Annotated in this window: 14 protein-coding genes and 1 tRNA gene; 14 read left to right on the top strand and 1 reads right to left on the bottom strand. The window is 59.4% G+C overall.

The genetic code is table 11. The annotated features are described in order from the left end of the window. Positions 1 to 26 precede the first annotated feature (26 nt). The 5 genes from FHX14_RS09440 to recJ all read left to right on the top strand — a co-directional run bounded on the left by FHX14_RS09440 (position 27) and on the right by recJ (position 5567). Positions 27 to 440, top strand: a complete 414-nt coding sequence (locus FHX14_RS09440; RefSeq protein ID WP_164009350.1) for a hypothetical protein — start codon at positions 27 to 29, stop codon at positions 438 to 440. A gap of 220 nt (positions 441 to 660) precedes the next feature. After that, positions 661 to 1878 (top strand): LL-diaminopimelate aminotransferase, encoded by a 1218-nt coding sequence (locus FHX14_RS09435; RefSeq protein WP_003586883.1) that lies wholly within the window; start codon positions 661 to 663, stop codon positions 1876 to 1878. A 61-nt stretch (positions 1879 to 1939) separates the two neighbouring features. Continuing rightward, on the top strand, positions 1940 to 3265 hold the full coding sequence (locus tag FHX14_RS09430) for a homoserine dehydrogenase (RefSeq protein ID WP_003586882.1): 1326 nt from the start codon (positions 1940 to 1942) through the stop codon (positions 3263 to 3265). A 173-nt stretch (positions 3266 to 3438) separates the two neighbouring features. Further along, entirely contained in the window at positions 3439 to 3684 is a 246-nt protein-coding gene (locus FHX14_RS09425) for a hypothetical protein (protein ID WP_003586881.1), read from the top strand. Positions 3685 to 3764: 80 nt separating this feature from the next. Next, positions 3765 to 5567, top strand: coding sequence for a single-stranded-DNA-specific exonuclease RecJ (gene recJ, locus FHX14_RS09420; RefSeq protein WP_003586880.1), 1803 nt, complete (start codon positions 3765 to 3767; stop codon positions 5565 to 5567). A gap of 48 nt (positions 5568 to 5615) precedes the next feature. Here recJ and FHX14_RS09415 read toward each other — a convergent pair. Continuing rightward, positions 5616 to 5690 (bottom strand) — tRNA-Glu (locus FHX14_RS09415). Positions 5691 to 6226: 536 nt separating this feature from the next. Between FHX14_RS09415 and FHX14_RS09410 the strand changes: the two genes are divergently transcribed. The 9 genes from FHX14_RS09410 to FHX14_RS09370 all read left to right on the top strand — a co-directional run bounded on the left by FHX14_RS09410 (position 6227) and on the right by FHX14_RS09370 (position 12555). Next, positions 6227 to 7504 (top strand): site-specific integrase, encoded by a 1278-nt coding sequence (locus FHX14_RS09410; RefSeq protein ID WP_184376944.1) that lies wholly within the window; start codon positions 6227 to 6229, stop codon positions 7502 to 7504. Positions 7505 to 7852: 348 nt separating this feature from the next. After that, positions 7853 to 8149 (top strand): AlpA family phage regulatory protein, encoded by a 297-nt coding sequence (locus FHX14_RS09405; RefSeq protein WP_184376943.1) that lies wholly within the window; start codon positions 7853 to 7855, stop codon positions 8147 to 8149. Then, positions 8146 to 8436 carry a hypothetical protein gene (locus tag FHX14_RS09400; protein ID WP_184376942.1) on the top strand — a complete coding sequence of 97 codons (291 nt, stop codon included), beginning with the start codon at positions 8146 to 8148 and terminating at the stop codon, positions 8434 to 8436. Before FHX14_RS09405 ends, FHX14_RS09400 begins: the two co-directional genes overlap by 4 nt. Further along, positions 8405 to 8755: a hypothetical protein gene (locus tag FHX14_RS09395; RefSeq protein WP_184376941.1), complete on the top strand. Its 351-nt coding sequence runs from the start codon at positions 8405 to 8407 to the stop codon at positions 8753 to 8755. The genes FHX14_RS09400 and FHX14_RS09395 overlap by 32 nt, the downstream gene beginning before the upstream one ends. Further along, entirely contained in the window at positions 8752 to 9420 is a 669-nt protein-coding gene (locus FHX14_RS09390) for a hypothetical protein (protein ID WP_184376940.1), read from the top strand. The genes FHX14_RS09395 and FHX14_RS09390 overlap by 4 nt, the downstream gene beginning before the upstream one ends. Beyond that, positions 9413 to 10531 carry an AAA family ATPase gene (locus FHX14_RS09385; RefSeq protein ID WP_184376939.1) on the top strand — a complete coding sequence of 373 codons (1119 nt, stop codon included), beginning with the start codon at positions 9413 to 9415 and terminating at the stop codon, positions 10529 to 10531. Before FHX14_RS09390 ends, FHX14_RS09385 begins: the two co-directional genes overlap by 8 nt. Positions 10532 to 10879: 348 nt before the next feature. After that, entirely contained in the window at positions 10880 to 11467 is a 588-nt protein-coding gene (locus FHX14_RS09380) for a Terminase small subunit (protein ID WP_184376938.1), read from the top strand. Then, positions 11454 to 11780 (top strand): hypothetical protein, encoded by a 327-nt coding sequence (locus FHX14_RS09375; RefSeq protein WP_184377028.1) that lies wholly within the window; start codon positions 11454 to 11456, stop codon positions 11778 to 11780. The genes FHX14_RS09380 and FHX14_RS09375 overlap by 14 nt, the downstream gene beginning before the upstream one ends. Before the next feature lie 103 nt (positions 11781 to 11883). Further along, entirely contained in the window at positions 11884 to 12555 is a 672-nt protein-coding gene (locus tag FHX14_RS09370) for a recombinase family protein (protein WP_348649237.1), read from the top strand. The last annotated feature ends 496 nt before the right edge of the window (positions 12556 to 13051 follow it).

Here is a 13051-nt window from a genome sequence, read left to right as displayed (position 1 = left end):
ACGCAGTCAGAACTGGATTTTGAGGCATGACGAAGAACGGCATTCGGCGCATCGCAACCTTCAACCGCACCGCATTGATCTGCGCCGCGGCGGCGATGGCCCTGGCCGGATGCAATCTGACGGCCGAGCAGAAGGCCGCAGCCGCCGCCAAGCGAGCGGCGCCGACCGCCGTCGTCATGCCGGCCACCAAGGGCGATGCGGTCGAGGGCGGCCTGGCGAAGTCGCCAGACGGCTATCCGAATTTCGGCGCCCCGCTGACGGCCGCAAACGTCCAGATGAGCGACGAGCAGGCAGCCGAACTGCAGCATCAACTGACCGCACTTGCCGCGCGGCGCAAGGCCGGCACGATCTCGGAAGCCGAATATCAGGCCAAGGCCGCTGAAATGCGCCGCCTTGCCGCCGAGCACGGCGCTGATACGCTCTCCGAAATCTCCAAATAGACCTTGCCTTTCAGGCAATTTGGACGCAAAGCCTTCCGGATGGATCGGAAGACAAGATTTTCCCGATAATGCGCTTTACGCGGCTTTTCCGTCAAAGATTTGCCGCGTGTTTTGGGTCTGATGAATACGGCGTTGCGATTCTGAAGTTCGTGTCGCAGCCGCCGGGAGACGGAACGAACTTCGACTGCGGCCCGAAAGCCGCCTTTCCATGGGGAATGAAATGGAAGAGTTTCACAAAGTCCGGCGTTTGCCGCCTTATGTTTTCGAACAGGTCAACCGTTTGAAGGCAAGCGCGCGAGCGGGCGGCGCCGATATCATCGATCTCGGCATGGGAAACCCCGACCTTCCCACTCCCCAGTCGATCGTCGATAAGCTGTGCGAAGTCGTGCAGGATCCGCGCACCCACCGTTATTCGTCCTCCAAGGGCATTCCGGGGCTGCGCCGCGCCCAGGCCGCCTATTATGCCCGCCGTTTCGGCGTCAAGCTCAACCCGGATACCCAGGTGGTCGCCACCTTGGGCTCCAAGGAAGGCTTCGCCAACATGGCGCAGGCGATCACCGCGCCCGGCGATGTCATCCTCTGCCCGAACCCGACCTATCCGATCCACGCCTTCGGCTTCCTGATGGCGGGCGGCGTGATACGCTCCATGTCGGTGGAGCCGGACGAGAGCTTTTTCCCGCCGCTTGAGCGCGCGGTCCGGCATTCGATCCCGAAGCCCCTGGCGCTGATCCTCAACTACCCCTCGAATCCGACGGCCCTCGTCGCAACGCTCGATTTCTACAAGGACGTCATCGCCTTCGCCAAGAAGCACGACATCATCGTGCTTTCCGACCTTGCCTATTCGGAGATCTATTTCGACGGCGCACCGCCGCCCTCGGTTCTCGAAGTGCCGGGTGCAATCGATGTGACGGTCGAGTTCACCTCGATGTCGAAGACCTTCTCCATGCCCGGCTGGCGTATGGGCTTTGCCGTCGGCAACGAGCGGCTGATTGCGGCACTCACCCGCGTCAAGTCCTACCTCGACTACGGCGCCTTCACGCCGATCCAGGTGGCGGCGACGCATGCGCTGAACGGCGACGGCTCCGACATTGCTGAAGTCCGCAACGTCTACAAGCGCCGCCGCGACGTTATGGTCGAAAGCTTCGGCAAGGCCGGCTTCGACGTGCCGCCGCCGGCTGCGACCATGTTCGCCTGGGCGAAGATCCCGGAAAAGTTCCGTCATCTCGGTTCGCTTGAGTTTTCCAAGCTGCTGGTCGAGAAGGCCGACGTCGCCGTTGCCCCGGGCATCGGCTTCGGCGAGCAGGGCGACGACTACGTCCGTCTGGCGCTGGTCGAGAACGAACACCGCATCCGCCAGGCTGCGCGCAACATCAAGAAGTTCATGTCGACGGCAGACGAAACGATGCACAACGTCATTTCGCTGAACGCGCACCGTTAATCCAACTCTTAAGGCAGCCGCGTCCTGCGGCTGCCGCCACACAGACATTCAGGATCGATCCATGGCAGATGCCCTCAAAATCGGCATTGCGGGCTTGGGCACCGTTGGCGCCTCGCTAGTCCGCATCATTCAGCAGAAGAGCAACGAGCTTGCCGTCACCTGCGGGCGTCCGATCACCATCACGGCGGTCTCCGCGCGTGACAAAACGAGAGACCGCGGTATCGATCTTTCCGCTGTCACCTGGTTCGATCGGCCGGAAGATCTTGCCGAAAAGGGCGATATCGACGTCTTCGTCGAGCTGATGGGCGGCGCCGAAGGAGCTGCCAACACCTCCGTACGCGCCGCACTTAAGCGTGGTCTCCACGTGGTGACAGCCAACAAGGCGCTGCTTGCCTATCACGGCGTCGAGCTTGCGACGATTGCCGAGGAGAAGGGCGCGCTTCTAAACTTCGAGGCCGCGGTGGCCGGCGGCATCCCGGTCATCAAGGCGCTGCGCGAATCGCTGACCGGCAATGCCGTCTCGCGCATCTATGGCATCATGAACGGCACCTGCAATTACATCCTGACCAAGATGGAAAAGGAGGGGCTTTCCTTCGCCGAGTGCCTGAAGGAAGCCCAGCGGCTGGGTTATGCCGAGGCCGATCCGGCCTTCGACATCGAGGGCAACGACACCGCCCATAAGCTTTCCATCCTGACGACGCTCGCCTTCGGCAATCGCATCGCGGCCGACGATATCTATCTCGAAGGCATCACCAACATCTCGATCGAGGATATCCACGCCGCCGCCGAGCTCGGTTATCGTATCAAGCTCCTGGGCGTTGCCCAGCGCACCGACACCGGCATCGAGCAGCGCGTGCATCCGACCATGGTGCCGGTCGATTCGGTCATTGCCCAGGTCGACGGCGTTACCAATGCGGTGGCGATCGAATCCGACGTGCTCGGCGAGCTGCTGATGGTCGGTCCCGGCGCCGGCGGCAATGCGACGGCCTCGTCCGTACTGGGCGATATCGCCGATATCGCCAAAAGCCAGCCGGGCGCACAACGCGTGCCGGTGCTCGGCCATCCCGCAAAAGCGCTGGAACCCTACCGCAAGGCGCAGATGCAGAGCCACGAGGGCGGCTACTTTATCCGCCTGACCGTGCTCGACCGCACCGGCGTCTTTGCCAGCGTTGCAACCCGCATGGCGGAAAACAACATCTCGTTGGAATCGATCGTCCAGCGCTCCAAGCAACATCTGGCGCCGTCGCACCACCAGACAATCATTCTCGTCACCCATGCGACGATGGAAGAGTCGGTGCGCAAGGCGGTCGCCTCGATCAAGTCGGAAGGCTATCTCTTCGGCGAACCGCAGGTGATTCGTATCGAGCGGCCGAAAGAAGACGCTTAAGCTTTTACAGCGGCGAATATCAGCCGCCCTGTCTTGTTGAACTGGCAGTTCAACAAGACAGGGCGTTTTTTGTTGATCGTCCGGGCTCCCCTTACGGAAGTCTATATTAACAAATACCGAAATATTGATATAAATAAAACCATAGATGGTGAGTCGTCGGCGTGGAGAATTTCATGAGCAAGGACAGCCACGCCGGTAAGGGGTATGGCCGCCCGAGCGAGGTGCCGCCTGATCGTCCTGATATGCTTGGGGAAATTCTCAAGCCTGGCTACCGTGACATTTGCGACGAGGTCCCTGACGAGGCTGACGGCGATGAACATACGGAAGGCCGCAACTGGGCTATTCTGCTGACGCTGTTTTCCTTCCTGGTCGTGCAGCTTGCCGGCGTCGCCGCGATCATCTGGGCGGTATTCTGGTAAAAATCCGTGTCTGCAAATCCATCGCTATGTTATCTCCGCTGCTTCTGTAGAAAGAGCAGATGAAATCAGCGGAGTATGGCATGGCAGATCTCGTCGATCCGGTACAGCGCGCGTTTCTCGGCGTGGAGAAATCCGCGCTCGACAATCGCTGGGTGGCGCGGCTCGACCAGGCCGGGCAGAACCGGGCGCTGGCCATGTCGCAGATCCACGGCATGCCGGATCTGATCGCCCGCGTGCTGGCCGGGCGCGGCGTGACGGCGGACGAGGCAATCGAATTCCTCGATCCGACGATCCGCGGGCTGATGCCCGATCCCCATATTTTGACCGATTGCGAAAGGGCCGCCACCCGCCTGGTGAGCGCCATCGAGCGCGGCGAGAATGTCGCGATCTTCGGCGACTACGATGTCGACGGTGCGGCTTCCTCGGCGCTGATGTTTCGTTTCCTCACTCATTTCGGCGTCAAGGCGAACATCTATATTCCCGACCGGGTTTTCGAGGGTTACGGCCCCAATCCGGCGGCGATGAACCAGCTGATCGACAACGGCGCCCGGCTGATCGTCACCGTCGATTGCGGCTCGACCAGCCACGAGGCGCTGGAAGCCGCCGCCGCGCGCAGTATCGATGTCGTCGTCATCGATCACCACCAGGTGACACATGAGCTGCCGCACTGCCATGCGCTCGTCAATCCGAACCGTGAGGACGATCTGTCGGGGCAGGGGCATCTTTGCGCCGCCGGGGTGGTCTTCATGGTGCTGGTCGCCACCCTCAGGCTGCTGCGGGCGTCCGGCAACAAGGGCATCCTGGCGCTCGACCTCTTGCAATGGCTGGATATCGTCGCATTGGCGACAGTCTGCGATGTCGTGCCGCTGAAGGGCCTCAACCGCGCCTATGTGGTGAAGGGGCTGGTCGCCGCCCGCCACCAGAGCAATGCCGGCCTCGCAGCGCTCTTCCGCAAGGCCGGGCTCGCCGGCCCGGTCACACCTTATCATTTCGGCTTCCTGATCGGTCCGCGCATCAATGCCGGCGGTCGGATCGGCGATGCCGCGCTCGGAAGCCGCCTGCTGACGCTCGATGACACCGGCGAAGCTGAGGTGATCGCCCAGCGCCTGGATGAGCTCAACCGCGAGCGCCAGGCGATGGAGGCGATCATGCTGCAGGAGGCAGAGGCGGAAGCGCTGGCCGAATATGGCGACGGCGAGGGTGCCTCCGTCATCGTCACCGCCCATGAGAAATGGCACCCCGGCATCGTTGGACTGATCGCGGCACGGCTGAAGGAGAAGTTCAAACGGCCGGCCTTTGCGATCGCCTTCGATCCCTCCGGCCGCGGCACCGGCTCGGGCCGCTCCATCAACGGCTTCGACATGGGCAGGATGGTGCGGGCCGCGGTCGACGAGGGGCTGCTGGTCAAGGGCGGCGGTCACGCCATGGCCGCCGGGCTGACGGTCGAGCGCGCCGATCTCGGCAGGTTGAGGACCTTCTTCACCGAGAAGTCGGCAAGAACCGTGGCGAACCTCGTCGCCAACGAGACCTTGAAGATCGACGGAGCGATCGGCGCCAGCGGCGCCACGCTCGAACTCATCGACCGCCTGGAGGCCGCCGGCCCCTATGGCTCCGGCCATGCCCAGCCGCTCTTTGCCGTGCCGGCGCATCGTGTGCGCGATGCACGCCTGGTTGGGGAGAAACATGTGAAGGTGACGATGGAGGCAATGGACGGATCGCGGCTCGACGGCATTGCCTTCCGCGCCGCCGATACGGCACTCGGCAATCTTCTCATCAATTCACGCGGCGCCAGCCTGCATGTCGCGGGTGCGCTCGGTGCCGAGCATTACCAGGGCGCCCGCCGCATCCAACTGCGCGTCTGCGATGCTGCGCCGGCTAAATAGAATAGCCGCGCACAAAGGCTGATGATGAGGGATTGAGAGAGAAGAAAGTGGCACGCCCTAGGGGAGTCGAACCCCTCTTCCCAGAATGAAAATCTGGTGTCCTAACCGATAGACGAAGGGCGCTTCCTTCGTGGTGGCGCCCTTATAGTCAGCACCTTCAAAAGCCGCAAGCGCCAAGACGCGAAAAAATCATCGTTTTCGCCGATTTATTTGTGGCTGTGGAAAACGCGGCGGGATGAGGCGATGCAACCAAAACAGCGCGCTCGCCGATGTGACCAGCCAGCTCGATGATTACTTTGCCACCGAGAAAGTCTCCCTGAAAAAGCAATGAACTACTTGGCTGTGAGTCACTGGGGTGGACATATAAGCGCCTGGGCAAACGGAACGCCCAGGCATTTGGGCCTGATGTGGTACGCCCTAGGGGAGTCGAACCCCTCTTTACAGAATGAGAACATCTTTTTCGCTTGCGCCAAGACGTGCAAAGAGACGTCAAAATCGCGAAACATATTGAAGTAACTTGACTTTTCGCTGCCGTACTTTGTAAAGAAGTGCCATGCCTTGACGGCTTGAACTGCCCCTGAGATGCCCCCGCCAAAAATATTCTGTAAAGACTGACGAGACCAACACACAAACAAACAGAGTCATCCGTGAAGACCAGATTGACCCCTGATTTCGTCAAAAACCTTCGGCCGGAAGAGGGCAAGCGGCTTGAATTCCGCGACACCGAAGAGCGTGGTTTGGTACTACGTGTGACGCCCACAGGCAACAAATCATGGTCCATGCGCTACGAAGCGCCCGATGGGACGATGCGACGCAAGACCTACCAGTATCCGGAGATAGGTCTGGCACGAGCGCGCGAACTGGTCCGCAAGCTCAGAGGGCAAGTTACGGAGGGCCGCGACGTAATTGCAGAAGAGCGTAAGGCCAGGAATGAGGCCAAGGCGGAAGCGGCAAGGGAAACCCTATCCGATGTTGCGACAGCATATTTCGCCGCGTGCTTGGTCGGAACCCAGCGCATCGGCGATAGAGTCCGCATTAAGGCGCCAAAAACCCTTGCTCAAGAGGAGCGCGTTTGGAAGGCAGACATCGAACCGAAGTTCGGCAAGCGCATCGTTGCAACTCTAACTAAGAAGGAAATTATTCAATGGGTCGATGCGCTCACTGGCCGCGCGCCATCGGCGGGCCGTGCTGGCTTTCACCTGTTGCGGCAAATGCTCAACTTCGCCGTGACCCGCGATATCATTCCGATGAACCCCGCGCCGCACGTCGCCGTGAAGGCGATAGCCCCGCGCACCCGTTGGCTTACTGATGATGAACTTCGCAAGATCTGGGCGTTGCTAAACGATATCGAGGCGCGTGCCGAAGTCGAGGTTTCCGACGAAATGGCGCTTCTATTGCAGATGATGCTTCTAGAGCCACTGCGCGCGTCGGAAGTCGCCGGGATGGAATGGGCCGAAATCGAGGGCGACGTTTGGACTATCCCGGCACCCCGCATGAAGGGGAAACGTCAGCACGTTATGCCGCTTACGGCCCCCGCGATGGCACTGTTGGAGCGCGCACGACAAATCATTGGCGACGACGTGTTGGTGTTTCGTTCCGCGAGGACGGGACGCCCGTTACATGCCGCTTCGATTGGTGCCGCCTTCAAGCGCATTGTAGAGCATTTGGACATGCCGCGCGCCACGCCGCACGACTTCCGCCGAACGGCACTCACGAATATCTGCGGAGACCGTATCGGCATTCCGCGCTCGACTGGGAAGCTGCTACTGGCTCATGCCGACCACGACATGACAGGCAAGCACTACGACATGAATGACTATCTTGGCGAAAAGCGCCGCACTGCCGACGCATGGGCCAATTTGCTGATGGGCATCATTGCAGAGACGCCAAGCGATGGCGGCGGCAGGGTAATAGCATTTCCACGCAAGCAGGCGTGACGGATTAAGAGAGCTTATGCGTCTGAAATCCGCAGCCTTGCGCGGGAGGTTCGAAGCCGGTTTAAGCGAAAGTTTAAACCGGTTCGACACCCATGCCGCTGATTTAGCGCCACTTACAGAGAATTGACTTTTAACCTAATTTAAACCTGAACGACAAAGTGGTGTTGAAACAAATTTCCCCAACGCCGTCAGTGGCTTCCATCGATTTTTTCATTTGTCACGTCTCCCTCTGACGCGCCATAGTTATGACCGTCACCGCACAACTCAAAAGGGCTTTACACCGTCCGACCGAAGCAGCGATGATTCTGTGTGTCACGGCAAGACTCTGAAAATTGGGAGAACCGGACAATGATAAGTGAAAGACTTATTCGGCCAAAGGACGCGGCCCACCGACTTGGTGTAAGCACCCGCACGCTCTATCGGGAGGTTTCAGCCGGTAACATTCCCGCGCCGTTGAAAATCAGCGAACGAACCTCCGCTTGGCGTGAAAGCACCATTCTGCAGATCATCAGCGATCGGGCGAAAGGGCAGATGTCGACGACTGCCGTCGCTGTCGTCGTTTCGGAAAAGCGCGGGCCGGGGCGTCCAAGGAAGTTGCCCGTCACTGACGGTGCCATCGGCACCGACCCCAGAGGTGCAGCATGACCAGGATGGATATCCCGAGGCCACCTTTCACCGACGACTATGGCGGGCTCTGCCCCATCTGCCATCGCAACGATGGAATGCTCAATGTCGGGAAAACCCATTGGACGGTTTGCCACACGCATAAGGTCCGCTGGTCTATCGGCTCTAACCTGTTTTCCGGTTGGCGCAATGAGACCGAGGAAGATTGGGAGCGGAATAGCAAGCTGCTGTCTGCCTATGAGGATGTAGCGCCGTTCTTGTATCCGCGCGACGAAGATGACGGCGGCGGCGACTCCAACCGCTCATAAGCAGAATGGAGGAGGCGATGCAATGAAAAGCAAGCGCTTCGAATTCGAATGCGTATCGGCTCGCCACGTCGGCGGTGGCACCGCCCTTTTTGGTTTTGCCGATCTGCGCATTGCGGAATGCCGGATGATGCTTGTCGGCGGCGGGGTCTTTTCCAGCAAGGGTAGGCAATGGGTCAACCTTCCCGCAAAGAAGGACAGCAGCGGCAGCTACACAGCGACCGTCATCTTCGATAGCCCCGAACTGCAGGGCGATTTCTCCGATGCCGCGATTGATGCGGTCTTGGCCCTCGATTCTGCATTTTTCGAGGGCTGCCTATGATAGGCGCTGCCCTTGGTGTCCCTGGCCATCCCAGCCGCCCCACGATCCATATTGTCGTCAACCGCAAGCTCATCCCGGCCAGCAAGCCCGATGTCGTCCGACGCGTCGAGCAGTCGCGGCGGGATTTCGAGCGCGAGACGCAATCGCGCCGCCGTATGCTTAAGGCCATCAACGCCAGCATGGAAGGCCAATTGGCGGCGTCGCCCGACCCGTTGCTAGAGGCCATAAATCGGCAATGGGATCGGCTCGCCGTCTACCATCTGCTGGGCAGACACCGGCAGCCGCAGCCGAGACCAGCATTGCGGCCGGTGCAGCCGGTTGGCACCGATCCTAAAGATTGGCGAGTGCGGCACTGGCAACTCGACCGCAACCTCCGCCCGGTTTCCAACCTTCACAACGCTGCGGCAGCGCTCCGGGAAAGCCCGATGCTATCTGGCGTCATCGCGCTGGACGAAAGGCAAAATGCCATCGTGCTTAGAGAACCGCTGCCGTTCGCCTGTTCGGAACGCTTCGATTTTGAGATGCGACGGCTCAGGGACACCGACCTAGCCAGCCTGCTCGAATATCTGCAGGCCATCGGCCTTTCCAAGCTTAGTCTCGACGACTGCCGTGCCGCCGTGCGGCTGATTGCTCGTGAAAACGCATGGTGGCCACCCGATGAATGACGTTAGCCAATGGGTCGACGACTATGTGCCCCCGGGGTCTCGCGACAGCAACCGAAACTTTGGCCCCGGCCCCAAACGCGATAAACGAGACCCCAGACGCAAGCCGTTCAAGGGGCTGATGTCGTCGGCCAAGTTCCTCGCGGACATGACGCCGCCCGATTACCTCGTGCACGGCCTCATAATGCGCGGCGGCACGTACACACTGACGGGCAACACCGGCCACTGCAAAACCCTGCTCGCTATCCTATTGGCAATCCGAACGGCGCTTGGCCAATGGTTTCTTGGCCGCCAATGTCGAAAATCGCGGGTGGTGTTCTTTGCAGGTGAGAACCCCGACAACGTGCGGTATCAGCTTTACGGAGTGTGCGCCGAGATCGGCGTCAATCCCGATGAGCTGGATATCAAGTGGCATGATGGCGTGTTTTCTATCGAAGACGCCATGTGCGCCGTAAAGGCCGAGCTGGCTGCCCACGCTGACTTGGGGCTCTGTATCTTCGACAGCCTGCAGGCATTCTTCGAAGGCGACGACGATAACCAAAATGCCGACATGCTGAGGCTTGCAGTCAGCTTTCGCGAGCTGACGGAAGGCCACCCGAACAAGCCGTCCGGCTTAATCATCGCGCACCCGGTAAAGAAGGCCAGCCGCGAAAATCTTCTGCCACGAGGCGGCAGCGCGCTTACAAACGAGCTGGACGGCAATTTCACGGCTTGGGTGGAACCAGGCAGCGTAGTCGGTGAATTCCATTGGTCCGGCAAATTCCGTGGCGTTCCATTCGATCCGCTCAAGTTTGAAACCGCCGTTATCAAGCCAGAAGGGCTTGTGAACGCCGACGGCGATCAAATGCCGATGACGATCATCAGACCGTTGTGCGAGCTGCGGGAGGCCGAGCTACGCGACGACGCCGACAAGAACGAGATCGATATCTTGGCGGCCATCCATGTCGAGAGCGGGATTACTGCAAACGGCTTGCATTCGAAAACCGGCATCGGCCGCCGCGGCGTCGACAAGGCCCTCAACCAGCTCGTCAGGGACAAGCTCATCCGCCGGTTCAAACGCAAGCTCGCGATCACGCAGCTGGGCAAGAAGGCGCTCGAATTGCACGGGAGATAGCCATGAAAATGACCCTACAGCCCGCGCCATTTCTTTGCATTTTAGTTATCGAGATAGGCGTGCAACTCGAAGAGCCAGTTGCACGCCTATTTGGAGGTTCTTTTGCACGGAAAGATGCACGCAAACATGGGTGTGAAGCAATTGCCGTTTTGATCGAAAAATCAAACCATTGTGTAGAAATTCGGCGTGCGGTCCAGCGTGCAACAGACGTATGGTGGATGCAGGCATGTTGCACACTGCCTCCCTCTATAGGAGGGAGGTGTGTGCAGACTGCTCCACGTTTGCGCGTCCGAAGCAGAGGCACTTACAAAACCGACCATTCGTTATCCGTCATGAGGAATAGCCGCCATGGCCGCGCTCAAAAACCAGAGACATGAAGCTTTCGCCCGCGCCATCTGCCGGGGCGAAAGCGCGTCCAAAGCCTATTCCGGCATCTATCACGTCACTGGCAACAATGCGGAGGCAGCTGCCTCTCGTCTGTTAAGAAACGTCAAGGTCGCCGAACGCATATCGGAACTGCAGGGAACGGCGGCCAAGCGAACCACAAAAACGGTCGAAAGTCTCGTCGCCGACCTCGACGAAATCATTGCGTTTGCAAGGCAATGCGGCAATCCGACCGCCATGGTTGCTGCCGTTAATACCCAAGCAAAACTGCTTGGTTTGATGATTGATCGAAGCGAAACGACCGTGCTGCAGAGGCCAGCACCCTTGCCGACTAAAGTCCTCGAACTTTCCGAAAGCGAATGGATCGCCCAATTCAGCAAAGGACCGGGCCAACGGCACGCGCTCACCGATGGGGCCAAGCAGCGGAAAGCCGAGGCGCGGAAATTGGGCGGCGCGGGCAATCGGCGTGCCGTAGAGCCGCCCATCACATGGGATATCGAGACGGACGAGATAAAGGCTAGAGGAGTGATAGGGCTTGATGACGATGATTGACGAACGCACCCTAGTCACCCGCGAGGGAATTGTTGCCGATCTTCGAAGTCTAGCCGACCTGGCGGAAGCGAGTGGCGACAGAGTTTCCGCCGTCAGGGCGTTGAAAGTTGCATGGCATATCGAGCGCCGTGCCCCTACCAATCCTATGCCGCCGTCCATCGACTGCATCATTGATCTGGGTGGGCTTGCTGCAGCGCTCGCTAGCCGGTTCAACCCGGAAGCTGCCGCCGCCATCAAATCCGCTGTTGCCGATCTGCGCAAATGCCGGGTCGATCTGGCCGAGGCCGAGAAAGAAATCGCCACCATTCATTGACTTCCTCATACATTGATGTGATACGCACACAACGAACGTTGACACGTGTAACATGCGATAATATTGGTATTATCACTAGACGCCTAATGACGGAAACCGCCAGATGATGATGGCCAAGAAGTCCACCAAATTTGTGATCTACACCCGTGTTTCCACCAAGGAGCAGGGCAAGTCCGGTTTGGGATTGGAAGCTCAAGAGCGCGATATTGCCACGTTCCTCGAAATGCACCAGGGCGAAGTCATCGGCTGCTTCAGTGATGTCCAGTCTGGTGCCGATATCGAGCGCCCTGAATTCCAGAAGGCTCTGAAGCTGGTCATGAAGGAAAAGGCGGTGCTCTTAGTTAGCAAGCTTGATCGTCTGTCGCGTGACGTGGCCGATATCGCCACGCTGATGAAGGAAATCCATTTCCGAGTGGCCACCATGCCGGATGCGGACGAATTCCAGCTGCATATCTACGCCGCACTTGGTCAACAGGAGCGCAAGCTTATCAGCCAGCGCACCAAGGCCGCTCTCGCTGCAGCAAAGCAACGTGGCGTAAAACTGGGCGGTTATCGTGAAGGCGCATTAGACAGCGCCAACGCCCAGCGCGCCGACGACGCGAATGCCTTTGCAGCAAAGACCTTTCCGGTCGTGAGAGCGCTTCTGAAGGAAGGCTTATCATTTCGACAAGTCGCCCAGCGGCTTAACGATACCGGGATTGCCACTCCCAACGGCGGCAGTTGGCAGGCAACTACTGTGACACGGCTAGTCAAGCGCATGGAGCATGCACCCTAGGCCATAGGAGGGCAGGGCAGCGGGTACGGTCACCCCTCCCTGCCTGCTATCGATTAGCGGTCCCGACCAGCCAGCCGCGTGCCTGACTGAACCCGACATGACAACGACGAGGAGGATGGCAAAGCCCGCCACCCAGCCAAGCCAATTGCGTTGCGACCTCTCAGCAACCAACGCTTATCCAGATCGAGCCGAAGAACGCGTCTAATGTGATGCCGGGGCGGCCCTACCCAAATTGCCTACCAAGACGGTGATCTCGCTGGGGGACGTGATCCGAAGATACATTGCGCGATCCAAGGGCACTAGCCGCGCAGTGCTCCTGACCATGCCCTTCACCGCGAAATACGGTGCGGGCATCGGCGGCACCATGAAGCTTGAGCGTGCTGTCCTCAGCAATCAGCGACTTCATTACCAGACAAATGGATAGGAAGCGCGCAGTGGTTGTAGTGAATTTTTAGCAACTATGTGTAACATCTTCTTTGTCTGCGCAGGCCAGATA

Origin of the sequence: Rhizobium sp. BK619, from assembly GCF_014195245.1 — a bacterium.
GTDB classification, from domain to species: Bacteria; Pseudomonadota; Alphaproteobacteria; order Rhizobiales; family Rhizobiaceae; genus Rhizobium; species Rhizobium acidisoli.
The sequence above is the reverse complement of the archived record's forward strand: the minus strand, read 5'-3'. Positions and strand labels throughout refer to the sequence as shown.

What these genes read in the sequence shown, in the direction of transcription:
- FHX14_RS09440 (WP_164009350.1), top strand. Translation starts at nt 27, where the DNA reads ATGACGAAGAACGGCATTCGGCGCATCGCAACCTTCAACCGCACCGCA.
- FHX14_RS09435 (WP_003586883.1), top strand. Translation starts at nt 661, where the DNA reads ATGGAAGAGTTTCACAAAGTCCGGCGTTTGCCGCCTTATGTTTTCGAA.
- FHX14_RS09430 (WP_003586882.1), top strand. Translation starts at nt 1,940, where the DNA reads ATGGCAGATGCCCTCAAAATCGGCATTGCGGGCTTGGGCACCGTTGGC.
- FHX14_RS09425 (WP_003586881.1), top strand. Translation starts at nt 3,439, where the DNA reads ATGAGCAAGGACAGCCACGCCGGTAAGGGGTATGGCCGCCCGAGCGAG.
- recJ (WP_003586880.1), top strand. Translation starts at nt 3,765, where the DNA reads ATGGCAGATCTCGTCGATCCGGTACAGCGCGCGTTTCTCGGCGTGGAG.
- FHX14_RS09405 (WP_184376943.1), top strand. Translation starts at nt 7,853, where the DNA reads ATGATAAGTGAAAGACTTATTCGGCCAAAGGACGCGGCCCACCGACTT.
- FHX14_RS09400 (WP_184376942.1), top strand. Translation starts at nt 8,146, where the DNA reads ATGACCAGGATGGATATCCCGAGGCCACCTTTCACCGACGACTATGGC.
- FHX14_RS09395 (WP_184376941.1), top strand. Translation starts at nt 8,405, where the DNA reads ATGACGGCGGCGGCGACTCCAACCGCTCATAAGCAGAATGGAGGAGGC.
- FHX14_RS09390 (WP_184376940.1), top strand. Translation starts at nt 8,752, where the DNA reads ATGATAGGCGCTGCCCTTGGTGTCCCTGGCCATCCCAGCCGCCCCACG.
- FHX14_RS09385 (WP_184376939.1), top strand. Translation starts at nt 9,413, where the DNA reads ATGAATGACGTTAGCCAATGGGTCGACGACTATGTGCCCCCGGGGTCT.
- FHX14_RS09380 (WP_184376938.1), top strand. Translation starts at nt 10,880, where the DNA reads ATGGCCGCGCTCAAAAACCAGAGACATGAAGCTTTCGCCCGCGCCATC.
- FHX14_RS09375 (WP_184377028.1), top strand. Translation starts at nt 11,454, where the DNA reads ATGACGATGATTGACGAACGCACCCTAGTCACCCGCGAGGGAATTGTT.
- FHX14_RS09370 (WP_348649237.1), top strand. Translation starts at nt 11,884, where the DNA reads ATGATGATGGCCAAGAAGTCCACCAAATTTGTGATCTACACCCGTGTT.